Below are 24,640 nucleotides of genomic sequence, written 5' to 3' on the forward strand. Positions count from 1 at the left end.
TGCTCGTTCACGGGTGGGTTGGGTCGCCCAGGGGCGTGCCCCGAGAGGCGTGCGCCGGGACGCGCGCGGGCTCTCGGGCGCCCCGCCAGGGGCTCGGCGGGAGCGGGGCAGGTTGCCGGGGACGGCGGCGCGGGCAGGCTTCCGGTCGCACGTCCTCCCCACCCAGCAATCCTCCCGGTACTCCCCCCGGCCGGCCCGGCCCGCGGGAGCTGCCGCCGATCTCGGGCAGGAGTTTGGCATGCACGGCGACACGCGGGACCAGTCCACACCGGTGGCCGAAAGCCACGACGCAGCGGTCGCGGAATCCGCCGGACGGATGGATTCTGACACTCGGACAGACGCGGCGATGCCGGGACCCCGGGGCGCCGCGGCCGACCGTCCGGAGCAGCCGTCCGAACCGGCCCGACAACCCGGGACCGAGGAGAGCCGGCCGGCGGCACCCCGCAGGCGCACCACCACGCGCCGCACCGCCGCCACCGGCACCGAGGTCACCACCGCCGGCACCGGGTCGATCGCCGGCTCCGGAACGGGCGCCGCCGCGAAGGCCGGCCCGGCGCCCCGGCGGGCACCCGCCCGCACCACGGCCGCCGGCGGGTCCGCGACCGGACCCGCCGCCAAGCCGGTCGCCAAGACCGCCGCCAAGACCCCAGCCCGCAAGCCAGCCGCCCGCAAGACGACAGAGAGCGACACCGTGATCGGCCGCATCCCCGTCCTGGACGTCAGCCCCCTCGTCGACGCCGGCCGTCGCCCGGCCAAGGCGGTGGTCGGCGAGACCTTCGCGGTCACCGCCACCGTGTTCCGCGAGGGCCACGACGCGGTGAACGCCAACGTGGTCCTGCGCGACCCGCGCGGCCGCAGCGGTCCGTGGACGCCGATGCGCGAACTCGCCGAGGGCACCGACCGCTGGGGCGCGCAGGTCACTCCGACCGCGCCCGGCCGCTGGTCCTACCTGGTGGAGGCGTGGAGCGACCCGCTGGCCACCTGGCGCAAGGTGGCCGCGGTGAAGCTGCCCGCCGGGATCGACACCGCGCTGGTGCTGGAGGAGGGCGCGCTGCTGCTGGAGCGGGCCGCGGGCGGCGTGCCGAAGAAGGAGGGCCGGGCGCACATCCTGGCCGCGGTGGACGCCCTGCGCGACGCCGGCCTGCCGCCGCTGTCCCGGCTGGCCGCGGCCCTCGCGCCCGAGGTGCTCGACCTGCTGGCCCGCTACCCGCTGCGCGAACTGGTGAGCGCCTCCCGCCCGCTGCCGCTCCAGGTGGACCGCGAGCGCGCGCTGTACGGCTCCTGGTACGAGTTCTTCCCCCGCTCGGAGGGCGCGGTGGTCGACCCCTCCGGCGTCGAGCCGCCGCGCTCGGGCACCCTGCGCACCGCCGCCGAGCGGCTGCCCGCCGTCGCCGCGATGGGCTTCGACGTGGTCTACCTGCCGCCGGTCCACCCGATCGGGCGAGCCTTCCGCAAGGGGCCGGACAACAGCCTGACGGCCGGTCCGCACGACGTCGGCTCACCCTGGGCGATCGGCTCGCCGGAGGGCGGCCACGACGCCGTCCACCCGGACCTCGGCACCATCGAGGACTTCGACCACTTCGTCGCCGAGGCGGCGGCGCTGCACCTGGAGGTGGCCCTGGACTTCGCGCTGCAGTGCTCGCCGGACCACCCCTGGGTCAACAAGCACCCGGAGTGGTTCAGCCACCGCGCCGACGGCACCATCGCCTATGCCGAGAACCCCCCGAAGAAGTACCAGGACATTTATCCGATCAACTTCGATCAGGACATGGACGGAATCGTCAAGGAAACCCTCCGGGTCCTGCGGTTCTGGATGAGCCACGGCGTGCGGATCTTCCGGGTCGACAACCCGCACACCAAGCCGGTGCTGTTCTGGGAGAAGGTGCTCGCCGACATCGCCCGCACCGATCCGGACGTGGTCTTCCTGGCCGAGGCCTTCACCCGGCCGGCGATGATGCACACCCTCGGGAAGATCGGCTTCCACCAGTCGTACACGTACTTCACCTGGCGCACCACCAAACAGGAGCTCACCGAATACCTCTCCGAGCTCGCCGGCGACGCCGCCTCCTACATGCGGCCCAACTTCTTCGCCAACACCCCGGACATCCTGCACGAGTACCTGCAGACCGGCGGCCGGGCGGCGTTCGCGATCCGTGCCGTACTGGCCGCCACCCTCTCCCCCAGCTACGGCGTCTACGCCGGCTTCGAGCTGTACGAGAACGAGCCGGCCCACCCGGGCTCGGAGGAGTACCTGCACTCCGAGAAGTACGAACTGCGACCCCGCGACTGGACCCGCACCGACTCCCTGGCCCCGCTGCTCACCGTGCTGAACCGGCTGCGCCGCCGGCACCCCTCGCTCCAGCAGCTGCGCGGCCTGCGCTTCCACCCGACCGACAACGACCAGGTACTCGCCTTCTCCAAGACCGCCACCACGACCGAGGGCCTGACCGACCACGTCATCACGGTCGTCAACCTCGACCCGCACCACGCCCAGGAGGCCACCGTCACCCTCGACGGGGACGGCCCGTTCGCGGTGCACGACGAGCTCACCGGCGCCGCCTACACCTGGGGCCGGCACAACTACGTCCGGCTCGATCCCTCAGCCGAGCCGGCTCACCTCCTCACGGTTCGGAGGAACCCAGCGTGACAGTGAACGAGCCCGTCCCCGACACCTTCCCCGAGACCTCGAAGAAGAACCTGGACCCCGAGTGGTTCAAACGTGCGGTCTTCTACGAGGTGCTGGTGCGGTCCTTCCAGGACAGCAACGGCGACGGGGTCGGGGACCTCAGGGGGCTCACGTCCAAGCTCGACTACCTCCAGTGGCTCGGGGTCGACTGCCTCTGGCTGCCGCCGTTCTTCGCCTCGCCGCTGCGCGACGGCGGGTACGACGTCGCGGACTACAAGTCGGTCCTGCCGGAGTTCGGCGACCTCGCCGACTTCATGGAGTTCGTCGACGCCGCGCACCTGCGCGGCATGCGCGTGGTCATCGACTTCGTGATGAACCACACCAGCGACCAGCACCCCTGGTTCCAGGCCTCCCGGGAGGACCCGGACGGCCCGTACGGCGACTTCTACATGTGGGCCGACGACGACAAGCAGTACCCGGACGCCCGGATCATCTTCGTCGACACCGAGACCTCCAACTGGACCTACGACCCGGTGCGCAAGCAGTACTTCTGGCACCGGTTCTTCTCCCACCAGCCGGACCTCAACTACGACAACCCCCGCGTCCAGGACGAGATGATCGCCGGGCTGCGGTTCTGGCTCGACCTCGGCATCGACGGCTTCCGGCTGGACGCCGTGCCGTACCTGTTCGCCCGCGAGGGCACCAACTGCGAGAACCTGCCGGAGACGCACGAGTTCCTCCAGCGGGTCCGCAAGGAGATCGACGCCGACTACCCCGACACCGTGCTGCTCGCCGAGGCCAACCAGTGGCCGGAGGACGTCGTCGACTACTTCGGCGACTTCGCCTCCGGCGGCGACGAGTGCCACATGGCGTTCCACTTCCCGGTGATGCCGCGCATCTTCATGGCGGTCCGCCGGGAGTCCCGCTACCCGGTGTCGGAGATCCTCGCCAAGACCCCGCGCATCCCGCACGGCTGCCAGTGGGGCATCTTCCTGCGCAACCACGACGAGCTGACCCTGGAGATGGTCACCGACGAGGAGCGCGACTACATGTACGCGGAGTACGCCAAGGACCCCCGGATGCGCGCCAACGTGGGCATCCGCCGCCGGCTCGCCCCGCTGCTGGAGAACGACCGCAACCAGATCGAACTGTTCACCGCCCTGCTGCTCTCCCTGCCGGGCTCCCCGGTGCTCTACTACGGGGACGAGATCGGCATGGGCGACAACATCTGGCTGGGTGACCGGGACGGCGTGCGCACGCCGATGCAGTGGACCCCGGACCGCAACGCGGGTTTCTCGTCCGCCGACCCGGGCAGGCTCAGTCTGCCGCCCATCATGGATCCGGTGTACGGCTACCAGGTGACCAACGTCGAGGCGCAGCAGAGCAGTTCGAGTTCACTGCTGCACTGGACGCGTCGCATGATCGAGATCCGCAAGCTCAACTCGGCGTTCGGCCTCGGCACCTACACCGAGCTGCCCTCCAGCAATCCCGCGGTACTGGCCTTCGTGCGGGAGCACGAGGGCGACCTGGTCATGTGCGTGAACAACTTCTCGCGGTTCGCGCAGCCGACCGAACTCGACCTGCGGCAGTTCGGAGGGCGGTACCCGGTCGAGCTGATCGGCGGGGTGCGCTTCCCCTCGATCGGTGAGTGGCCGTACCTGCTCACCCTCGCCGGGCACGGCTTCTACTGGTTCCAGCTCCGGCAGCCCCCGCGCCTCAGCAGCGCCAGGCGATCGAAGTAACGATCCGCCAGGAGCACCCGTTCCACCAAACCCTCCGGGGGCGCGAGAGTTGAACACCCCGCGCCCCCGGAGGTCTCTGCACCGCCGCGTACGGAGAACAGCCCAACGGCCACTTACACGAAGGCGTGACACCTGAGCACCGCTCGCGTGCCGTCGCCGCCGCGCCGCCGAAATCCGGAAGACTGACGGACCCGGCCAGACCCGTCGGGCAGTCCGCCCGCTTCCGGGGAAAGGGAGTCATGTCCGAAACCTCCCGTTCTCAAGCCGATCTGCACCGCGACACCCCCACCGGCCCCGCGCCGGTGGGCTCCCGCGGCGCCGCGGCCCGGAGAACCGCTCTGGGGGTCAGCGAACTCGTCCAGGCGGCCCTGCCCCTGATCGCCGAGTGGCTCCCCACCCAGCGCTGGTACGCCGGCAAGGGACGGCCCATCACCGGCCTCACCCCCGTGGTCGGCACCCCGCTCCAGGTCGGCGACCCGGCCCTGCTGCACCTGCTGCTGCGGGTCGAGCACGCCACCACCGCGGGCGCACCGCACGGGGACATCTACCAGCTGCTGCTCGGCATCCGCTCCGCGGGGACGGCCGACATCGAGCCGAGCGCCGTCCTCGGCCGGCTCAGCCAGGGCCCGTACGACGGCGCGGCGCTCTACGACGCGGTGCACGATCCCGAGCTGACCGGGCGGCTGCTGGAGCACCTGGCCACCGGCGACCGGTTCGGCTCGCTGTCGTTCCGCCGCACCCCCGGCTCCGGGCTGCCCACCAACCTGCCCGGTCGCGCCTCCACCGCGGAGCAGTCCAACAGCTCGGTCATCTACGGCACCGCGTACATCCTCAAGCTCTTCCGCCGCATCCACCCCGGCACCAACCCCGACCTGGAGCTGTCGCTGGCGCTCTCGCGGGCCGGCTCCACCCGGATCCCCCGGGTCGCGGCCTGGTTCGAGAGCCGACTGGAGCGCGCGGAACCGGCCACTCTCGGCCTGCTCCAGCGCTACCTGCCGGAGGCCGAGGACGGCTGGGAGCTGGCCCTGGACCAGGTCGGCCGGCTCAAGGGCGACCCGTCCCCCGGCAACTTCGCGATCGAGGCGCACCGGCTCGGCCGGGCCACCGCCGAGGTCCACCGGGTCCTGGCGCGCTCGATGCCGGTCGCCCGGCTGGACCGCACCCAGACCCGGCAGCTGGCGACCGCGATGGCCGACCGGCTGGACAGCGCGGTGGCCGCCGTGCCCGGGCTGCTCCGCTACCGGCCCGCCCTGCGCGCCGCCTTCCAGCAGCTCGCCGACGCCCATCCGGACGGCATGCCGGTCCAGCGGATCCACGGCGACCTCCACCTCGGACAGGCCATGCGGACCCCGCACGGCTGGGTGCTGCTGGACTTCGAGGGCGAGCCGGCCAAGTCCGTCGCCGAGCGGCGCGAACCGCAGACCGCGCTGCGCGACGTCGCCGCGATGCTCCGCTCCTTCGACTACGCGGCCGCCCACCTGCTGGCCGGCGCACCGCCCGACCCGGAGCTGGCCCACCTCGCCGCCGCCTGGGCCCAGCGCAACCGCACCGCCTTCTGCGCCGGCTACACCGCCGGCGGCGGCACCGACCCGGCCGCCTCGCCCGAGCTGATGCGCGCCCTGGAGATCGACAAGGCGGTGTACGAGGTGGTCTACGAGGCCCGCCACCGGCCCGGCTGGCTGCCGATCCCGCTGGCCGCGATCAACCGGCTGGCCCTGACCGTCTGAGGGCCCGCCAGACCGGCTCCGCACCCGCCCCCGCCCCCGAGAACGCCCGCCCGCCACCGACGCCCCCGGCCACCCCGATCCCGCAGGAGGACCACGCCGTGACGCCGCTCGACCCGCCCGGCCGCACCCCCCGTACCGTGCCTGCCACCTTCCTGGCGGGCCCGGACTCCGCCCAGCGCGAGCCCTCGGCGGCCCGGCGGGCCGAACCGCGCCGCCCGGCGCCCGACGGCGGCCCGGACGGCGCCGCCGCCCGGGCGGCCACGGACCCGGCTACGGACCCGGCCACGGACCCGGCCGGCAACACCGCCGGCGACGCTGCCGCAGACGCCGCGGGGAGCGCCCCCGACGGAACCCCCGCCGCCGCTGCCGCCCCCGTCGCCCCCGTCGCCCCCCCGGAGGGCCTCCCCGACGGACCGGCCGCCCCGCCCGGGGCGCTGCGGCTGCCCGAGGCACCGCTGCCGCCGAGCGAGGTGGACCGGCTGGTCGGCGGCATGCACCACGACCCGCACGGCCTGCTCGGCGCCCACCCGGTGCACGGCGGCACCGCGATCCGGGTGCTGCGCCCGTTCGCCGAGCGGGTGGTGGTGGAGACCGCGCACGGCCCCGCCGAGCTCACCCACCAGCAGAGCGGCCTCTTCACCGGCCTGCTGGCCGGCACCGAGGTGCCCGACTACCGGCTGCTGGTCAGCTACCCCGGCAGCGAGCCGCTCAGCCAGCACGACGGCTACCGCATCGCGCCCACCCTCGGCGAGCTGGACCTGCACCTGATCTCCGAGGGCCGGCACGAGCAGCTCTGGCGGGCGCTCGGCTCGCACGTGCGCACCGTCGACGGGGTGCCCGGCACCGCCTTCGCGGTCTGGGCGCCGAACGCGGCGGGCGTCCGGCTGATCGGGGACTTCAACCACTGGGACGGCACCGCGCACCCGATGCGCTCGCTCGGCTCCTCCGGCGTCTGGGAGCTGTTCGTCCCGGGCCTGGCCGAGGGCACCCAGTACAAGTACGAGATCCACACCCGGCAGGGCTGGGTGCTCGACAAGGCCGACCCGCTGGCCCGGGCCGCGCAGTGCCCGCCGGGCACCGCCTCGGTCGTCACCTCCTCCTCCTACCGCTGGCGGGACGACGAGTGGATGGAGCGCCGGGCCCGCGCCGCGCACCACCGGGCGCCGATGTCGGTCTACGAGCTGCACCTGCCGTCCTGGCGGCCCGACCTCACCAGCTACCGGGCGATCGCCGAGGAACTACCCGGCTACCTCAAGGAGTTGAACTTCACCCACGTGGAGTTCATGCCGGTGATGGAACACCCCTTCGGCGGCTCCTGGGGCTACCAGGTCTCCGGCTACTACGCCCCCACCGCCCGGCTCGGCAGCCCCGACGACTTCCGCCACCTGGTCGACACCCTGCACCGGCACGGCATCGGCGTGATCGTCGACTGGGTGCCCGCGCACTTTCCCAAGGACGACTTCGCCCTCGCCCGCTTCGACGGCGAGCCGCTGTACGAGCCGGCCGACCCGCTGCGCGCGGAGCACCCCGACTGGGGCACCCTGGAGTTCGACTACGGCCGCACCGAGGTGCGCAACTTCCTGGTGGCCAACGCGGTGTACTGGTGCGAGGAGTTCCACATCGACGGCCTGCGGGTGGACGCCGTCGCCTCGATGCTCTACCTCGACTACTCCCGCGAGGGCGGCGCCTGGACGCCCAACCAGTACGGCGGCCGGGAGAACCTGGACGCGGCCGCCTTCCTCCAGGAGATGAACGCCACCGTCTACCGGCGCTGCCCCGGCGTGCTCACCATCGCCGAGGAGTCGACCGCCTGGGAGGGCGTCACCCGGCCCACCGACAGCGGCGGCCTGGGCTTCGGCCTGAAGTGGAACATGGGCTGGATGCACGACTCGCTGGTCTACATGTCCAAGGAGCCGGTGCACCGCAAGTACCACCACAACGAGATCACCTTCTCGATGGTGTACGCCTACTCCGAGAACTACGTGCTGCCGATCTCGCACGACGAGGTGGTGCACGGCAAGCAGGCGCTGGTCTCCAAGATGCCCGGCGACTGGTGGCAGCAGCGCGCCAACCAGCGCGCCTACCTGGGCTTCATGTGGGCCCACCCGGGCAAGCAACTCCTCTTCATGGGGCAGGAGTTCGCCCAGGGGTCGGAGTGGGACCACGAACAGGGCCCGCAGTGGTGGGTGCTCGACGAGCAGTCCTGGCCGGCCGCCGGGGAGCACCTCGGGATGCGCCGGCTGGTCCGCGACCTCAACCGCCGCTACCTCGACGCCCCGGCGCTCTGGGAGCAGGACACCACGCCGGACGGCTTCCGCTGGCTGGACGGCGGCGCGGCCGAGGACAACCTGCTCTCCTTCGTCCGGTACGCCGCCGACGGCTCCCCGCTCGTCGCGGTCTGCAACTTCTCCCCCGTCGTGCGGCACGGCCACCGGGTCGGCCTGCCCGCCCTCGACGGCCGCGAGCAGCTCTGGGAGGAGGTGCTGAACACCGACGCCGAGACCTACGGCGGCGCCGGCGTCGGCAACTCCCACCCGGTGAAGACCGAGTCCGTCCCCTGGAACGACCAGCCCCGCAGCGCCGAACTCGTCCTGCCGCCCCTCGCCACCGTCTGGCTCCGCCCGGCCTGAGCACGCCCGGTCGGTGCCGGGCCGTCACGCCCGGCACCGACCGGCCACCAGGCTCCCCGCCGGAGGCCGAGGGCTACCGCGGCTCCAACCCGTCGCGGGCTGACCCCGGCCCGTCCCGACGTGACCTTCGTCCCTTGCCCCGGCCGGGGCCCTCTGCTCGCGGACGTCCGTTCCCGGTGCGAAGGTATGGTCGATATGACCATCCTCTGAGACGACGGGACGGAGAGACCCACGTGGCGCGCAGCGTGTACGTGACCGGGATCGACCGAGGGGACGGCCGGCAGGCCGTCGAACTCGGGGTCATGGAACTGCTCACCCGCCAGGTGGACCGGGTCGGGGTGTTCCGGCCGCTGGTGCACGCGCACGCGCCCGGCGAGCGGGGCTCCGACCACGTCGTCGAGCTGCTGCGCACCCGCTACCGGGTCGACCTGCCCACCGCCGAGCTGTACGGGCTCACCTACGAGGAGGCGGCCGCCCTGCAGGCCGCCCAGGGCCAGGACGAGCTGGTCTCCACCCTCGTCGACCGGTTCCGGGCGCTGGAGCGGCGCTGCCAGGCGGTGCTGGTGCTGGGCACCGACTTCGCGGACACCAACATCCCCGACGAGCTGGCCTTCAACGCCCGCCTCGCCAACGAGTTCGGCGCCGCCGTGCTACCGGTGGTCGGCGGCCACTCCGAGGACCCGGCGGCGGTGATCGCCGAGGTCCGCAACGCCCACCGCGCCTACACCGACCTCGGCTGCGAGACCCTCGCGATGGTCGCCAACCGGGTCGCGCCCGGCGCCAAGCAGCGGATCCAGCGCACCCTCGGCGAGAAGCTGCCGATCCCCGCGTACGTCATCCCCGAGGAGCCGGCGCTGGCCGCGCCGACCGTCGCCCAGCTGGTCGAGGCCACCGGCGCCGAGGTCCTGACCGGGGACGCGGCCGGGCTGGCCCGGGACGTCCGCGGCTTCGTCTTCGGCGGCGCCATGCTGCCGACCTTCCTGGACGCGCTGACCGAGGGCGCCCTGGTGGTCACCCCCGGGGACCGCGCCGACCTGCTGATCGGCTCGCTGGCCGCGCACGCCGCCGGCGCCCCGCCGATCGCCGGCGTGCTGCTGACGCTCGGCCAGCACCCCGGCCCGAACGTGATGGCGCTGGCCGCCCGGCTGGCCCCCGGCACTCCGGTCGCCGTCGTCCCCGAGGGCAGCTGGATCACCGCCGCCGCACTGACCCATTTGGAGGGCAAGCTCACCTCGGCCAGCCCGCGGAAGGCCGAGATCGCCCTGGGACTCTTCGAACTCCACGTGGACACAGCCGAGTTGACCAACCGGATCGAGGTCGGCCGGTCCGAGCGGGTCACCCCGATGATGTTCGAGCACGCGCTGCTGGAGCGGGCCCGGGGCGCCCGCCGGCACGTGGTCCTCCCGGAGGGCGCCGAGGAACGGGTGCTGCGCGCCGCCGAGGTGCTGCTCCGCCGCAACATCTGCGACCTCACCCTCCTCGGCGACCCCGACACCGTCCGCCGCAAGGCCGCCGCCCTCGGCATCGACCTCCCGCAGGAGGACCCGGCGGCCGACCGCGCCCAGGTCCGGATCGTCGACCCGGCGACCAGCCCGCTGCGCCGCCAGTTCGCCGAGCTGTACGCCCGGCTGCGCGCCCACAAGGGTATGACCGTGGAGCTGGCGCTGGACGTCGTCACGGACGTCAGCTACTTCGGCACCCTGATGGTCCAGGAGGGCATCGCCGACGGCATGGTCTCCGGCGCGGTGCACTCCACCGCCGCCACCATCCGGCCCGCCTTCGAGGTGATCAAGACCGCGCCGGGCGCCGCGATCGTCTCCTCGGTCTTCTTCATGTGCCTCGCCGACAAGGTGCTGGTCTACGGCGACTGCGCGGTCAATCCCGACCCGGACGCCCAGCAGCTGGCCGACATCGCCATCCAGTCCGCCGCCACCGCCGCCCAGTTCGGCGTGGAGCCCCGGGTCGCGATGCTCTCCTACTCCACCGGCACCTCCGGCTCCGGCGCCGACGTCGACAAGGTCCGCAAGGCGACCGAGCTGGTCCGCGCGCTGCGCCCGGACATCCTGGTCGAGGGCCCGATCCAGTACGACGCGGCGGTGGACGCCCATGTCGCGGCCACCAAGCTGCCCGGCTCGCCGGTGGCAGGCCGGGCCACCGTGCTGATCTTCCCGGACCTCAACACCGGCAACAACACCTACAAGGCGGTCCAGCGCTCGGCCGGCGCGGTGGCGGTCGGCCCGGTCCTCCAGGGGCTGCGCAAGCCCGTCAACGACCTCTCGCGCGGCGCGCTGGTCGAGGACATCGTCAACACCGTCGCGATCACCGCCATCCAGTCGCAGGAACACGGCGGGCCGCAGGGCCCGGCCACCCCCTCGCAGGACCGCACCGAAGGAGTCCGGGCATGAGTGAAGGCACCCGCGTCCTGGTCCTGAACGCCGGCTCCTCGTCGGTCAAGTACCAGCTGATCGACATGCTGGACGGCGCCCGGCTGGCCTCCGGCCTGGTCGAGCGGATCGGCGAGGCGAACGGCCGGCTGGTGCACGCCCCGCGCTCCGGGGAGCGGCGCGAGGCGCTCCAGGTCTTCCCCGACCACTGCGCCGCCCTGAAGGCCGTCGCCGAGGAGCTGGCCGCCGACGGCACCGGGCTGGACTCCCCCGAGCTCGCCGCGATCGGCCACCGGGTGGTCCACGGCGGGCTGCGGTTCACCGAACCGACGGTGATCACCGAGGAGGTGCTGACCGAGATCCGCCGGCTGATCCCGGTCGCGCCGCTGCACAACCCGGCCAACATCACCGGCATCGAGGTGGCCCGGGCGCTGCGCCCGGACCTGCCGCAGGTCGCCGTCTTCGACACCGCCTTCCACGCCTCGATGCCCGAGTACGCGGCCCGGTACGCGGTGGACAAGGCCGTCGCGGACGAGCACCGGGTGCGCCGCTACGGCTTCCACGGCACCTCGCACCAGTACGTCTCCCGGGCCACCGCCCGGCTGCTCGGCAAGGACCCGGCCGAGGTGAACGTGATCGTCCTGCACCTGGGCAACGGCGCCTCCGCCTCGGCCGTCTCCGGGGGCCGCTGCGTGGACACCTCGATGGGGCTGACCCCCCTGGAGGGCCTGGTGATGGGCACTCGTTCGGGTGATATCGACGCGGGCGTGGTGTTCCACCTGCACCGGGTCGGCGGTCTCTCGATCGACGAGATCGACGACCTGCTGAACCGCCGCAGCGGCCTGCTGGGGCTGTGCGGCGACAACGACATGCGCGAGATCATGCGGCGGGCCGAGGGCGGGGACGCCGACGCCGAGCTGGCGTTCCGGGCCTACGTCCACCGGCTGCGCAAGTACATCGGCGGCTACTACGCGGTGCTCGGCCGGGTGGACGCGATCGCGTTCACGGCCGGGGTCGGCGAGAATGCGGCTCCGGTGCGGGCCGCGGCCACCGCCGGCCTGGAGGAGCTGGGCATCGCGGTGGACCCCGAGCTGAACTCGGTCCGCTCCGGCGAGGCCCGGATCATCTCGCCCGCGTACGGCCGGGTCGCGGTCGCCGTGGTCCCCACCGACGAGGAACTGGAGATCGCGCGTCAGGCCTTCGCCCTGGTGCACCGGCGGTCCGGGGGCTGAGCCGTCGTCGTCTCGCCCCTCGGGATCCTTCGTCGACGATTCCTCACGTTTCGTGCCGAATGCACCTATAACACGAACGGATAGACTGATCCATATGCGCCGAGCGAAAATTGTCTGCACCCTGGGTCCGGCGACGGACTCCTACGAACAGCTGAAGGCCATCGTCGAGGCGGGCATGAACGTCGCCCGACTGAACATGAGCCACGGCACCCACGCGGACCACGAGGAGCGGTACCACAAGGTCCGCCAGGTCTCGGAGGACACCGGCAAGGCCATCGGCGTCCTTGCCGACCTCCAGGGCCCCAAGATCCGTCTGGCCACCTTCGCCAACGGTCCGGTGACCGTCGACAACGGTGACGAGTTCATCATCACCACCGAGGACGTCCCCGGTGACCAGCACATCTGCGGGACCACCTACAAGGGCCTGCCGGGCGACGTGAAGCCCGGCGACCCGATCCTGATCAACGACGGCGTCATCGCCCTGGAGGTCGTCAGCGTCGACGGCCCGCAGGTGAAGACCGTGGTCGTCGAGGGCGGTGTGCTCTCGAACAACAAGGGCATCAACCTGCCCGGCACGGCCGTGAACGTGCCCGCGCTGTCCGAGAAGGACAAGGACGACCTGCGCTTCGCCCTGGAGCTGGGCGTCGACATGGTCGCCCTCTCCTTCGTCCGCAACGCGGACGACATCAAGGACGTTCACGAGGTCATGGACGCGGTCGGCATCCGGGTGCCGGTCATCGCCAAGATCGAGAAGCCGCAGGCCGTCGAGGCCATGGAGGAGATCGTCCTCGCCTTCGACGCCATCATGGTCGCCCGTGGCGACCTGGCCGTCGAGTACCCGCTGGAGCGGGTGCCGCTGGTCCAGAAGCGGCTCATCACGCTGGCCCGCCGCAACGCCAAGCCGGTGATCGTCGCGACCCAGATGATGGAGTCGATGATCCACGCCTCGCGGCCGACCCGCGCCGAGGTCTCCGACGTCGCCAACGCGATCCTGGACGGCACCGACGCGGTCATGCTCTCCGCCGAGTCCAGCGTCGGCAAGTACCCGGTCGAGACGGTCCGCACCATGAGCCGGATCGCCGAGAAGGCCGAGGAGGAGCTGCTCTCGCAGGGCCTCCAGCCGCTGAACCCGGGCCGCAAGCCGCGCACCCAGGGCGGTTCGATCGCCCGCGCCGCGTGCGAGCTTGGCGACTTCCTCAACGGCAAGGCGCTGGTCGCGTTCACCAAGTCCGGTGACACCGCGCGCCGGCTCTCCCGCTACCGCTCGCCGATCCCGGTGATCGCGTTCACCCCGGACAACGCCACCCGCAACCAGCTCTCGCTGAGCTGGGGCGTCGAGGCGCACGTCACCGAGCAGGTCGGCTCCACCGACGAGATGGTGGCCCAGGTCGACCGCGAGATGCTCAAGATCGGCCAGCTGGACGAGGGCGACACCGTCATCGTCACCGCCGGCTCGCCCCCCGGCGTCCCCGGCAACACCAACATGGTCCAGGTGCACCACCTGGGCACCCGGAGCGCGTAGCACCCGCCCGCGAACACGCCCGTGGGGCGGTCCCTCCTCGTCGGAGGGGCCGCCCCACGGGCGTTCTCGCCGCCGCTACTGGCTGCCGACGTACGGCTTGTCGTCGTTGTAGAGCTGCATGCCGGGGATCTTCAGCGTGCCGCCGAACTGGCCGGACTGGACCGCGGTGACACCGGTCATCTCCAGCCAGAGCGGCAGTTCGAGCTTGCCGATCAGGTCGTACAGCCACTGCGGCAGCGGCCCGTCCGGGGTCAGCGTGAGCTCGCCCAGGTCGATCGGGATCGGCAGGCCGAGCACCTTGGACAGGTGGCCGGAGAGCTTCTCCACGTACATGGTGACCGGGCCCTTGCGCATCGTGGAGACCGAGCCGGGGGCGCCCTTGACGTGGAAGGTCTTGCCGTTGCCCTCAAGGGTCGACATGTCGAGGTTCTCGATGTCCACGCTGTCGACCACGAACTTCAGCACCCGCTTGGTGCCGGTCGGCGTCTGGACCTTGACCACGCCCATCAGGACGGCGTGGTTGAGGGTCAGCCGGCTGGTCTGCAGGGTCCAGTTCTGGTCCGGGACGAGGATCGCGTTGTCCGTCTTCTCCCCGGCGGCCAGGCCCTTCATCGGGACCAGGCAGTTCGGGTCCTTGCTCGGCGTGCCCGAGGCGGACGGCGTGGCCGGGCCCGACGGCGTGGCCGACCCGGTGGCCTTCGCACCCGCGGACGGCTTGCCGCTCGCCTTGGCACCCGGCGTGCTCGCCTTGGCGCCCGGCGTGGTGGCCGCCGGGCTCGGCGTCCCCGACCCGGCGACCGGGGGCGTCGTGGCGGCGGACGGCGCGGGCGCGGCGGGCGCCTGGGTGGCGGCGGCCGGGGCCACCGCGCGGTTTCCCGCGGCGGGCGCGGTCACCGGGGCCTGGGTCGGCGCCGGAGCGGCCGTGGTGGCGGAGGCGGACGGGCTCGCCGACGCGCTCGGGTGGATCAGGTTGGTGATCCCACCGACGATGTCGTCGATCAGCCCGGCCTGGACGACGCCGCCGCCGGACCCGCCGGTGGTCGCGGACCGGACCGGGGCCGAGGCCGGCGAGGACGAGGGGGCCGGGGTGGCGGGCACCGTGGTGGGCGTGCTCGTCGGCGCACTGGTCGGCGCACCGGTCGGCGTGCCCGCCGGGGTGGTCGCCGGGCTCTCCGGGAGCGGCACCGACGGACCGGGCAGCGGCGGGGGCAGCTCGCTCTTGGGCACCGGGGTCTCCGCCACCACCGGCGGCGCGGTGTCCGGCGCGGTGGCGCAGGGCTTGCCCGCCGAGGTCTCGGCGATCGCGGCGTTCGGCGTGTAGGCGGCGGCCATCAGCAGCGCGGTCGGCACCGCGGCCATCGCCAGCGCGCGGCCTCTGAGCCGGACCCGGACGGGCGTGCGGGGCGCCGCGTGCCGCCCGGAGCGCTGCTCCGCCCGCGGCTCCTGGGACCCGCTCACCGTGCCTCCTTCTGGTCACCGGTGTGCTGCGACGGAACGCCGGCCCCGGCGGTACCGCCGTCGGCCGGGGCGGCCTGCGCGGGGACGGCCGGCAGCGGCGCGGTGGCGGGCTCCTCGGCGGCGAACTCCGCGGTGCCGGGCTCCTCGGACGCCGTCGACGGCAGGGTCTTGGCGCCGCCGGCGCCGGCGGCGACCGCCTCGGTCGTCGGCGCGGCCGGGTTCGGCGCCCAGGAGAGCATCAGCCCGCCGCCGATCAGACCGGGCAGCAGCGCCATGCCGAAACCGGAGAGGTTGGAGACCGGGATCGAGATCAGGGTCAGCAGCGTGGTGGCGATGCCGGCGAAGAACCGGACGGCCGGCTGGAACCAGGCGGTCAGGCCCAGCACGATCAGCAGGACCCCGATGATCAATGACCCGGCACCGGCCGTGGTCGCCATGGTGACGGTCATGCCGTTCAACGCCAGCTTGGCGTACGGGAAGTACATGATCGGGACGCCGGCGATCATGGCCAGCAAGCCGCCGTAGAACGGCCGGGACCGGCGGAAGTTACGGAACACCCGACGCACCCACTGGGCGGGGTTCTCGTGCTCGGCGGGCCGGAACTCGGCAAGGGCGCTGGACACGATGCAGCTCCTCGATGGTGTGAACGAGGCGAAAAACGGGAGGGGGAGGGCCCGGGACGGCGCACGCACCGCCCCCGACCCCCCGGGTACCGCGGTCGGCGGCGGGCCGGGGCCCGCCGCCGCTCAACGGCCTAGTAGCACTCGTGCCCGCCGTCGGTGTGCAGGTTGAGCTTCAGGCCCTGGAGCTTGAAGGTGCCGGCCGAGGTGGCCCAGGCGGTCTGCTGCACGTTGGACAGGTCGGCCTTGTCGGCGGCCTGGGCGAAGCCCGTGGCGCCGGAGGGCAGGCCGGTACCGAGCTTGGACTTCCAGCCCTGGGTGGCGGTGCCCTTCAGGGTGGACGCGTCCTGGCCGATGTTGATGTTGGTGAACTCGGCGTCCGCGTTCAGCTGCTCCAGGTCGATCAGCAGGTTCTTGGCAGTGACCTGCTTCGCCGGGTCGTCACTCTGGCCGGCCTCCAGGCGCAGGGTGATCTTCGGCAGCTTCCACGGCAGGCCGGGGATGACGTTGGGGTCGGTCACCACGGACTGGCAGAGGCTCTTGATGGTGGCCGAGTCGAAGGCCGAGATGGCCACCGGGTGCGGCGTGCCGTTGGTCTCCGCGTCGATCGAGCCGAACTGCGCGAAGTTGGTGCCGTGCAGCTCGGCCGTGGTGACCTTGAAGCTCTGGCCGGAGACGCTGAACGAAGCCGCAAGCGCGTTGTTCGCCAGTGCGACGCCCACCGCGGCGGTGGCAGCGAGGCTGGGCACCATCACCAGGGCGAAGCGCTTCCAGCGGGTCTTGCCGTAGGTCTGGGACATGCGAGTCCTCCTTCTAGGACGTACATCTCCGGCTCCCCGGCGGTGCGTCGCGCACCGGTGGGGGCCTGGGATGGGAGAGAGCTACGTCCTCGGTAGCGGAGAGCGCCGTTGGCGTCGTCGGACGCGGGAGCGGCCGGCACACAGCGGCACTCCCGTCCCTTCACCGACCGCCCTTGCGGGGCGGCGGGCAGGACCGACGACATCGGCGATCACCCCCGAGCGACAACCAGCGACCGCGCGGGCCGCGCGGCCGGTTCGAAGGACAGGAACCGCCGTGGGACCGCGGATACCCCCCTGCCCTCCCACCGCCGGCCTCGGCCGGCGGCTCACCCGGTGGGGATCCCTGGCTCCGCCCACCGACCGGCTGTCGGGGGGCTGAACGCTGGGACCGGGCGTCGCCGATGCTGCTTGAATCCCGGGCGAAGCACAAGGGGTTCATTACTGACGGGTAATCCAACATCGGACGGCGGCGATCATGGAAATGGCCGCCCGCACACCCAGAGTGATGAATTGAAGGAACGGTGAGGACGAAATCCGCCGGAAACACCAGCGAAACACCCGTGGGCGGTCACCTGAAGTGACCGCCCACGGGTGTTGTCAAGATTTGGTAAACCTCTGGACCGATGACCGGATTGTCGCCAAATCGTCAGCGACACCGCAGGTCATCCGCCGTGCCAGAACCGGCCGTTGGACGGTCCTCAGAACAGCACGCGGGCCAGCGCGCCGCGCGCCGCCGTCACTCTCGGGTCGTCGGTGCCGATCACCTCGAACAGCTCCAGCAGCCGGAGCCGGACGGTGTCCCGGTCCTCGCCGAAGGTCCGCCCGACGGTGGCCACCAGGCGCCCGAAGGCGTCCTCGACGTGACCGCCCACCAGGTCCAGGTCGGCCGCGTCCAGCTGGGCAGCGACGTCCTTCGGGTCGGCCGCGGCCGCCGCGCGGACGCCCGCCAGGTCCAGACCCTCCACCCGGCGCAGCAGCTCCGCCTGGGCCAGGCCGAGCCGGGCCTCGGTGTTGCCCGGCTCGTCGACCAGCACGTTCCGGTACGCCTGGACGGCGCCGCCGAGGTCCCCCCGGTCCAGCGCCTCGTGCGCGGCCGCCAGGGCCGGGTCCTCCGGCAGGTACGTCTCGGCCTCGCCCGACGCCTCGGCCGGTGCCCCGGCCCCGCCGACCACGCCGAAGCGCTGCTCGGCCACCAGGATCAGCTGGTCCAGCACCTTGCGGACGTTGGCCTCGCTCTCGGCGCCCTGGAACAGCGGCACCAGCTGGCCGGCCACCACGGCCATCACGGCCGGGACGCCCTGGATGCCGAACTGCTGGGTGAGCAGCTGGTTGGCCTCGACGTCGATCTTGGCGAGCACGATCCGGCCGGCGTACTCCTCGGCCAGCCGCTCCAGCATCGGGCTGAGCTGCTTGCACGGACCGCACCACTCGGCCCAGAAGTCGATGACCACCGGCACTTCGGTGGAGCGCTGGACGACCTCGGTCTCGAAGGTGTCCTCGGTGACATCGATGACGAGCGGGTACGCGGGCTGGGCCGGGGCGACCCCGGCCGCCTCGGCGGCCGCCGCCTGGCGGGCCCGCTCGGCCCTGGCCTGCTCGGCCTTCTGGGCGGCCTCGCCGGCTGCCTTCACTGCGGCGAGGTCGACCGCACCGCGCAGGGCGGAGCTGTTGAGACGCGAATTCCGTGGCTGCATGGCACTATCCTCCCCCGTCCGCGCCGCTGACGGGCACCAACCTCCGGAAAGTCGCACCGCGCGGGCTGCGCGGCGGCGATTCCCCAGGTGGACGGCCCGTCCCCCGGTAACCTGAACCGTTCGGCGCGGATCCCCATCCGCGCCCGCGCCGTCCCCGTCCCACGGGGTCACGGCGCCTGGTCGTCACTGCTTTCGCTACGAGTCGTAGCGTAACTGGACCGAGGCCCCCCGCCGCAACCCCATCCCGGCGTCCCGGGACGTGAGCTGCCCCACTTTCCCGCCCGCATCCGCTGACCCCGACGGGGAACAGTCGCTACCGTTACCTGCCCCACCCATGTTACTTACCAGTACATCGCAAGGAGGCCCGGTGCCGGCCCCCCAGCCCCCCGCGACCCCGGCGTGCCCGGCGGGCCGTGAAGACCCCCCACAGGCCCCGGACGGCGCCGAGAGCACCACCGCCCGGGCCAAGGGCCGCCCGCGCAGCGCGGCCGCCGACACCGCCATCCTCGACGCCACCCGCGAGGCACTGGCCGAACTCGGCTGGGGCGGGCTGACCATGGGCCACGTGGCCACCCGCGCCAAGGTCGCCAAGACCACCCTGTACCGCCGCTGGCCCTCCAAGAACGAGCTGGTGGTGGACGCCGTCGCGAGCCTCTTCGACGAGCTGGTGATGCACGACCTCGGCAGCCTCCGGGCCGACATCGAGGCCGTGGTGGCCCAGTTCGCCGGTCTGCTGGTCCGCCCGGAGACGCAGGCCGCGCTGCTCGCGCTGTTCGCCGAGGGCACCCGGGACCGGCAGCTGCGGCGGCGGATCCGGGAGGCGATCGTGGACCCGCAGAAGCGCCTGGTCCGCCAGGGCCGGGCCGCCGCCCAGGCGCGCGGCGAACTCGCCCCGGACGGCGACCCGGCGGCGGCCGCCGAGGAGATCGACATCATCTTCGACATCATCGCCGGGACGGTCGAGCACCGGGTGCTGGTCAGCGGCGAGCCGATCACCGCCGAGTGGATCCGCCGCTTCACCGAGCTGCTGCTCGGACCGTTCCCGCGGCTCCTCGCCGGCTGAGCGGACGCCGAGAACCGCCCCGCGCGACTGCGCGGGGCGGTTCTCGGCGTCCAGGGGGCTGCCCCGTTCGTCAGAAGGAGGCGGTCTCCCGGTAGATGCCCCACTCGTCGCGCAGCGCGTTGCAGATCTCGCCCAGGGTCGCCTCGGCCCGGACGGCGTCCAGCATCGGCGGGATCATCGACGCGCCCGAGCGGGCCGCCGCCAGCATCGCGTCCAGCCCGGCCCGCACCGCCGCCTCGTCCCGGCCGGCCTTGCGCGCGGCCAGCACGCGCACCTGCTCGCGCTCGACCTCGTGGCTGACCCGGAGGATCTCCAGCTCGGGGGTGACGCTGCGCGGGTGGCAGTTGACGCCGACGACCCGCTTCTCGCCCTTCTCGACGCCCTGCTGGTACTGGAAGGCCGCCTCGGCGATCTCGCCGGTGAAGAAGCCGTCCTCGATCCCGCGCAGGATGCCGGAGGTGATCGGGCCGATCTCATGGTCCTCGCGGCCCTTGTCCAGGATCCGCTGGAAGATCGCCTCGGCCTGCTCCTCGATCCGGTCAGTGAGCGCCTCGACGTACCAGGAACCGCCCAGCGGGTCGGCCACGTTGGTGATGCCGGTCTCCTCCATCAGCACCTGCTGGGTGCGCAGGGCGATCTCGGCGGCCTGCTCCGAGGGCAGCGCCAGGGTCTCGTCCAGCGCGTTGGTGTGCAGCGAGTTGGTGCCGCCGAGCACCGCCGAGAGGGCCTCGACCGCGGTGCGGACCACGTTGTTGTACGGCTGCTGGGCGGTCAGCGAGACCCCGGCGGTCTGGGTGTGGAAGCGCAGCCACTGCGCCTTGTCCGTCCGGGCGCCGAAGCGGTCGCGCATCCAGCGGGCCCAGATCCGGCGCGCGGCGCGGAACTTGGCGATCTCCTCGAAGAAGTCGAGGTGCGCGTCGAAGAAGAAGGAGAGGCCGGGCGCGAAGACGTCCACGTCCAGGCCCCGGGAGAGGCCGAGTTCGACGTAGGCGAAGCCGTCCGCCAGCGTGTACGCCAGCTCCTGCGCGGCCGTCGAGCCGGCCTCGCGGATGTGGTAGCCGGAGACCGAGAGCGGCTTGTACGCCGGGATGCCCTCGGCGCAGTAGGCCATCAGGTCGCCGATCAGGCGCAGGTGCGGCTCGGGCGCGAAGAGCCACTCCTTCTGCGCGATGTACTCCTTGAAGATGTCCGTCTGCAGGGTGCCGTTGAGCACCGCCGGGTCGACGCCCTGGCGCTCGGCGGCGACCAGGTACATGCAGAAGACCGGGACGGCCGGGCCGCTGATGGTCATCGAGGTGGTGACGTCGCCGAGCGGGATCCCCTTGAAGAGGACCTCCATGTCGGCGGCCGAGTCGATCGCCACGCCGCAGTGGCCGACCTCGCCGAGCGACTTGGGGTCGTCGGAGTCGTACCCCATCAGGGTGGGCATGTCGAAGGCGACCGAGAGGCCGCCGCCGCCCGAGTCCAGGATCATCCGGTAGCGCTCGTTGGTCTGCTCGGCGTTGCCGAAGCCGGCGAACTGGCGGATGGTCCACGTCCGCCCCCGGTAGCCGGTGGCGTGCAGCCCCCGGGTGTACGGGTACTCGCCGGGCCAGCCGATCCGCTCGAAGCCCTCGACCGGCTGGCCCGCGGGCGGGCCGTAGACCGGCTCGACCTCGTCACCGGAGAGGGTGGTGAAGTCCGCGTCCCGCTTGCGGGAGCTGTCGTACCGCTGCTGCCAGCGCTGCCGTCCGCGCTCGATCTCCTCGGCGTCCATGACCCCGAACTCCGCTCCGTACGGCCGCCACGGCACGTGGACGGCACAACTGTTAGGACGTCCTATCAATTTACTCGGACGTCCTAGTAATTGTCGATGGAGCCGGGGCCCGGCCGGGGGCGAACGCGCCGGAAAACGCCGAAAAGGGCCGGTTCGGGCACGAGAAGGGCCGGTTCGTGGCTCCGGAAAGCGAAGGGCGCCCCTCCCCGGCGCGGGGAGGGGCGCCCTCGAAGGCGCGGTGGACGGCGCGTGGCTCAGACGCCGGCGGCCTGCCGGGCGGCGCCGGCGGGGAGCCGCTCGCCGGCCTCGCGGACCACCCGGCGCTCGGCGACGAAGGAGGCGAACGGGATGCAGCCGGCGGCCAGCGTGAGGAGCATCCGGCCCAGCGGCCACTTGAGCTTCTGGCCGAGCAGGAAGGTCACCACGAAGTACCCGACGTAGAGGTAGCCGTGCAGCATCGCGACGTAGGTGGTCAGGTCCTCGGCCGTGTCGAAGCCGTACTTCGCGACCATGAAGCCGCAGAACACGAGCAGGGCCACACCGGTCGCAATGGCCAGGGCCCGGTACCAGCCCAGCAGGGGGTTCGCCTTCATACTCTTCATCGCCTCGCTCGCCGGAATGGGCCGGTACGCCCGGATCCGCGCACCGCTCCCCACGAGGGTAGCCGCCGCTTACGGGTGGGCCGTGCAGCGCCCTACTCCGCGGGCTCCGCGTCCGGCTCGGCGAAGTCCCCGGCGGCCACCCGCAGCGGCCTCAGCAGGTCGAACACCTGACGGCACTGGTCGGGGCCGTACTCCTCCAGGCCGAACTCCATCGCCATCAGCTCCCGGGTGGCCTCCTCCACGACCTCGCGGCCGCGGGCGGTGATCGCCGCGAGCACCCCGCGGCCGTCCAGCGGGTTGGGCCGGCGGCCGACCAGACCGGCCCGCTCCAGGCGGTCGACGGTGTTGGTCACGCTGGTCGGGTGGACCATCAGCCGCTCGCCGATCTTGGACAGCGAGAGCTCGCCGGTCCGGCTGAAGGTGAGCAGCACCAGCGCTTCGTACCGGGCGAACGTCAGCCCGTACGGCTTGAGCACGGCGTCCACCCGCGCGAGCAGGATCTGGTGGGCGCGCATGATCGAGGTGATCGCCGCCATCGAGGGGACTCCGCCCCAGCGGCGGGTCCAGAGCTCGTCGGCGCGGGCGATCGGGTCGAAGTCGAGTGCGAGGGGCTTGGCCACGCCCCTTACCGTACCGGCGGGTGGCCAGGGTGTTACCAGGCGTCCTGATGGTGGACAAGCGCGACACGTGGCGGGATCACGCCAGTGGGACGCACAGGTCCGTACCAGCACATTGCGGGGGTGTGAACCACCGCCAATCGCCCGCCGCCGGCCGCCGGTTGGCCGCCGATCCGGCGTTCGGCCCGTAGTCAGGCCTCGGTTCGGGCGGTAACCCGCTGCAAGGCGGGGTGGTTCGACCGGATTTGTCGCCCCGTTTACCTTCCGCCGGGCTGGCGAGACCTGGCCAATCGATGAACAAGACCTGTCATTTCACTTGTTGGATTGTCATGCTTTCGCCCAGCCCCGTTCGGCAGCCACCGCCCCACTCACCGGTGGCACCGCCGCTCGACCGCACGGAGCAGGAGCACGTCAGCGCCCGTCCCGCCCCTCAGGTGCCAACCCCGGCACCCCGGGACGCGGCGCAACCGCACATCCGCGGTTTCCCTGGAAGGACCTGTACGTGAAGCGAAAGCTCGCAGCCGGCGCCGTACTCTCCGCCACCGCCCTCCTCACCGGCGTCATCCAGGTGGGCACCACCGCCGCCCAGGCCGCCCCGACCCCCGCCGCGCAGGCGCAGGCCGCGCAGCAGCGCGAGGCGGCGATCGCCCTGGCGAGCGGTCAGACCGGCCCGCTGGCGCAGGCCCTGGCCCTGGGCGGCCAGGAGCAACTGGTCGCCAAGGACGCCGTGGTGGACGCCGACGGCACCCGCCACCTCCGCTTCGAGCGCACCTTCGCCGGCCTGCCCGTCCTCGGCGGCGACCTGGTGGTGCACGAGGCCGCGAACGGCTCGGTCGAGGCCGTGGACAAGGCCGTCGCCGCGACCATCGACCTGCCGAGCCTCACCCCGCAGATCCCGGCCGACAAGGCCGCCGCGCAGGCCTCCGGCGCGGTCCAGTCGACCGTCGGCATCGCCGTCGACAAGGACGAGGCGCCGCTGCGGGAGGTGCGCCAGGCCGGCGCCGCCAAGCTCGTGGTCTGGGCCGCCGACGGCAAGCCGCGACTGGCGTACCAGACGGTCGTCCAGGGCCTGCGCGCCGACTCCACCCCGAGCAGCCAGCTGCTGGTCACCGACGCGGCCACCGGCGAGGTGCTCTCCACCCACGAGCAGGTGCAGACCGCGACCGGCACCGGCAAGGGCGTCTTCGTCGGCAGCGTCCCGCTGACCACCACCCAGAGCGGCTCGACCTACCAGCTCAAGGACGCCTCCCGCGGCAACCAGTCCACCAGCGACCTCAAGGGCCGCACCTCCGGCTCGGGCACGCTGTACACCGACGCGGACAACGCCTGGGGCACCGGCCTCGCCTCCAACACCCAGTCGGCGGCGGTGGACGCGCAGTTCGGCGCGGCGGCCACCTGGGACTTCTACAAGAACGCGTTCGGCCGCAACGGCATCAAGAACAACGGCGTCGGCGCCACCAGCCGGGTCCACTACGGCAAGAACTACGTCAACGCGTTCTGGGACGACTCCTGCTTCTGCATGACGTACGGCGACGGTGACGCCAACACCCACCCGCTGACCGAGATCGACGTGGCCGGCCACGAGATGACGCACGGCGTCACCTCCGCCACCGCGGGGCTCAACTACTCGGGCGAGTCCGGCGGCCTCAACGAGGCCACCTCGGACATCTTCGGCACCATGGTCGAGTTCTCCGCCAACCTCGCGACCGACAAGCCGGACTACCTGATCGGCGAGGAGATCGACATCAACGGCGACGGGACGCCGCTGCGCTACATGGACAAGCCCTCCAAGGACGGCGGCTCGGCCGACTCCTGGTCCTCCGGCGTGGGCAACCTGGACGTCCACTACTCCTCCGGGGTGGCCAACCACTTCTTCTACCTGCTCGCCGAGGGCAGCGGCGCCAAGACCATCAACGGCGTCAGCTACAACAGCCCCACCTCCAACGGCTCCACCGTCACCGGCATCGGCCGGGACAAGGCCGCCGCGATCTGGTACCGCGCGCTGACCGTCTACTTCACCTCCACCACCAACTACAAGGCCGCCCGCACGGCGACCCTGAAGGCGGCCGGTGACCTCTACGGCACCACCAGCACCCAGTACGCGGCGGTGGCCGCGGCCTGGAGCGGCGTCAACGTCAGCTGACGTCCGCTCGACAGCGCCCGGGGC

16 protein-coding genes are annotated in these 24,640 nt (G+C 72.4%); 9 read left to right on the forward strand and 7 right to left on the reverse strand.

From position 1 onward, the window contains the following. Positions 1–691 precede the first annotated feature (691 nt). The 7 genes from ABZ497_RS03125 to pyk all read left to right on the forward strand — a co-directional run bounded on the left by ABZ497_RS03125 (position 692) and on the right by pyk (position 13,863). The gene (locus ABZ497_RS03125; protein WP_359803312.1) at positions 692–2,647 is read left to right on the forward strand and encodes an alpha-1,4-glucan--maltose-1-phosphate maltosyltransferase; all 1,956 of its coding nucleotides are present in this window, start codon (positions 692–694) and stop codon (positions 2,645–2,647) included. Further along, the gene (treS, locus tag ABZ497_RS03130; RefSeq protein WP_359803092.1) at positions 2,644–4,368 is read left to right on the forward strand and encodes a maltose alpha-D-glucosyltransferase; all 1,725 of its coding nucleotides are present in this window, start codon (positions 2,644–2,646) and stop codon (positions 4,366–4,368) included. The genes ABZ497_RS03125 and treS overlap by 4 nt, the downstream gene beginning before the upstream one ends. 239 nt (positions 4,369–4,607) lie before the next feature. Further along, the gene (locus tag ABZ497_RS03135; protein ID WP_359803094.1) at positions 4,608–6,095 is read left to right on the forward strand and encodes a phosphotransferase; all 1,488 of its coding nucleotides are present in this window, start codon (positions 4,608–4,610) and stop codon (positions 6,093–6,095) included. Positions 6,096–6,193: 98 nt separating this feature from the next. Next, the gene (glgB, locus tag ABZ497_RS03140; protein ID WP_359803096.1) at positions 6,194–8,725 is read left to right on the forward strand and encodes a 1,4-alpha-glucan branching protein GlgB; all 2,532 of its coding nucleotides are present in this window, start codon (positions 6,194–6,196) and stop codon (positions 8,723–8,725) included. 233 nt (positions 8,726–8,958) lie between these two features. Next, positions 8,959–11,130, forward strand: a complete 2,172-nt coding sequence (pta, locus tag ABZ497_RS03145) for a phosphate acetyltransferase (protein WP_359803098.1) — start codon at positions 8,959–8,961, stop codon at positions 11,128–11,130. Beyond that, entirely contained in the window at positions 11,127–12,341 is a 1,215-nt protein-coding gene (locus ABZ497_RS03150) for an acetate kinase (RefSeq protein ID WP_359803100.1), read from the forward strand. The genes pta and ABZ497_RS03150 overlap by 4 nt, the downstream gene beginning before the upstream one ends. Positions 12,342–12,435: 94 nt before the next feature. Further along, positions 12,436–13,863, forward strand: a complete 1,428-nt coding sequence (gene pyk / locus ABZ497_RS03155) for a pyruvate kinase (RefSeq protein WP_329489654.1) — start codon at positions 12,436–12,438, stop codon at positions 13,861–13,863. Positions 13,864–13,938: 75 nt separating this feature from the next. On the opposite strand, the gene ABZ497_RS03160 is transcribed toward pyk, so the two are convergent. The 4 genes from ABZ497_RS03160 to ABZ497_RS03175 form a co-directional block, all read right to left on the reverse strand. Beyond that, complete coding sequence (locus ABZ497_RS03160; protein ID WP_359803102.1) at positions 13,939–15,321, reverse strand: hypothetical protein; 1,383 nt, start codon at positions 15,319–15,321, stop codon at positions 13,939–13,941. Then, entirely contained in the window at positions 15,318–15,944 is a 627-nt protein-coding gene (locus ABZ497_RS03165; RefSeq protein ID WP_329489652.1) for a DUF6114 domain-containing protein, read from the reverse strand. Before ABZ497_RS03165 ends, ABZ497_RS03160 begins: the two co-directional genes overlap by 4 nt. A gap of 131 nt (positions 15,945–16,075) precedes the next feature. Further along, entirely contained in the window at positions 16,076–16,741 is a 666-nt protein-coding gene (locus ABZ497_RS03170) for a DUF6230 family protein (RefSeq protein ID WP_359803105.1), read from the reverse strand. A 698-nt stretch (positions 16,742–17,439) separates the two neighbouring features. Continuing rightward, positions 17,440–18,435 carry a tetratricopeptide repeat protein gene (locus ABZ497_RS03175; RefSeq protein WP_359803107.1) on the reverse strand — a complete coding sequence of 332 codons (996 nt, stop codon included), beginning with the start codon at positions 18,433–18,435 and terminating at the stop codon, positions 17,440–17,442. A 367-nt stretch (positions 18,436–18,802) separates the two neighbouring features. Between ABZ497_RS03175 and ABZ497_RS03180 the strand changes: the two genes are divergently transcribed. Beyond that, positions 18,803–19,498 (forward strand): TetR/AcrR family transcriptional regulator, encoded by a 696-nt coding sequence (locus ABZ497_RS03180; RefSeq protein WP_359803109.1) that lies wholly within the window; start codon positions 18,803–18,805, stop codon positions 19,496–19,498. 70 nt (positions 19,499–19,568) lie between these two features. On the opposite strand, the gene ABZ497_RS03185 is transcribed toward ABZ497_RS03180, so the two are convergent. The 3 genes from ABZ497_RS03185 to ABZ497_RS03195 form a co-directional block, all read right to left on the reverse strand. Beyond that, complete coding sequence (locus ABZ497_RS03185; RefSeq protein ID WP_329489648.1) at positions 19,569–21,254, reverse strand: methylmalonyl-CoA mutase family protein; 1,686 nt, start codon at positions 21,252–21,254, stop codon at positions 19,569–19,571. Positions 21,255–21,508: 254 nt separating this feature from the next. Next, on the reverse strand, positions 21,509–21,847 hold the full coding sequence (locus ABZ497_RS03190) for a DUF3817 domain-containing protein (RefSeq protein ID WP_359803111.1): 339 nt from the start codon (positions 21,845–21,847) through the stop codon (positions 21,509–21,511). Between the two features lie 101 nt (positions 21,848–21,948). Further along, positions 21,949–22,476, reverse strand: coding sequence for a MarR family transcriptional regulator (locus tag ABZ497_RS03195; protein ID WP_359803113.1), 528 nt, complete (start codon positions 22,474–22,476; stop codon positions 21,949–21,951). A 499-nt stretch (positions 22,477–22,975) separates the two neighbouring features. Here ABZ497_RS03195 and ABZ497_RS03200 point away from each other — a divergent pair, with 499 nt between their 5' ends. Next, entirely contained in the window at positions 22,976–24,616 is a 1,641-nt protein-coding gene (locus ABZ497_RS03200; protein WP_359803115.1) for a M4 family metallopeptidase, read from the forward strand. Positions 24,617–24,640 lie beyond the last annotated feature (24 nt).

This window comes from Kitasatospora sp. NPDC005751, from assembly GCF_040630835.1.
Classification (GTDB): domain Bacteria; phylum Actinomycetota; class Actinomycetes; order Streptomycetales; family Streptomycetaceae; genus Kitasatospora.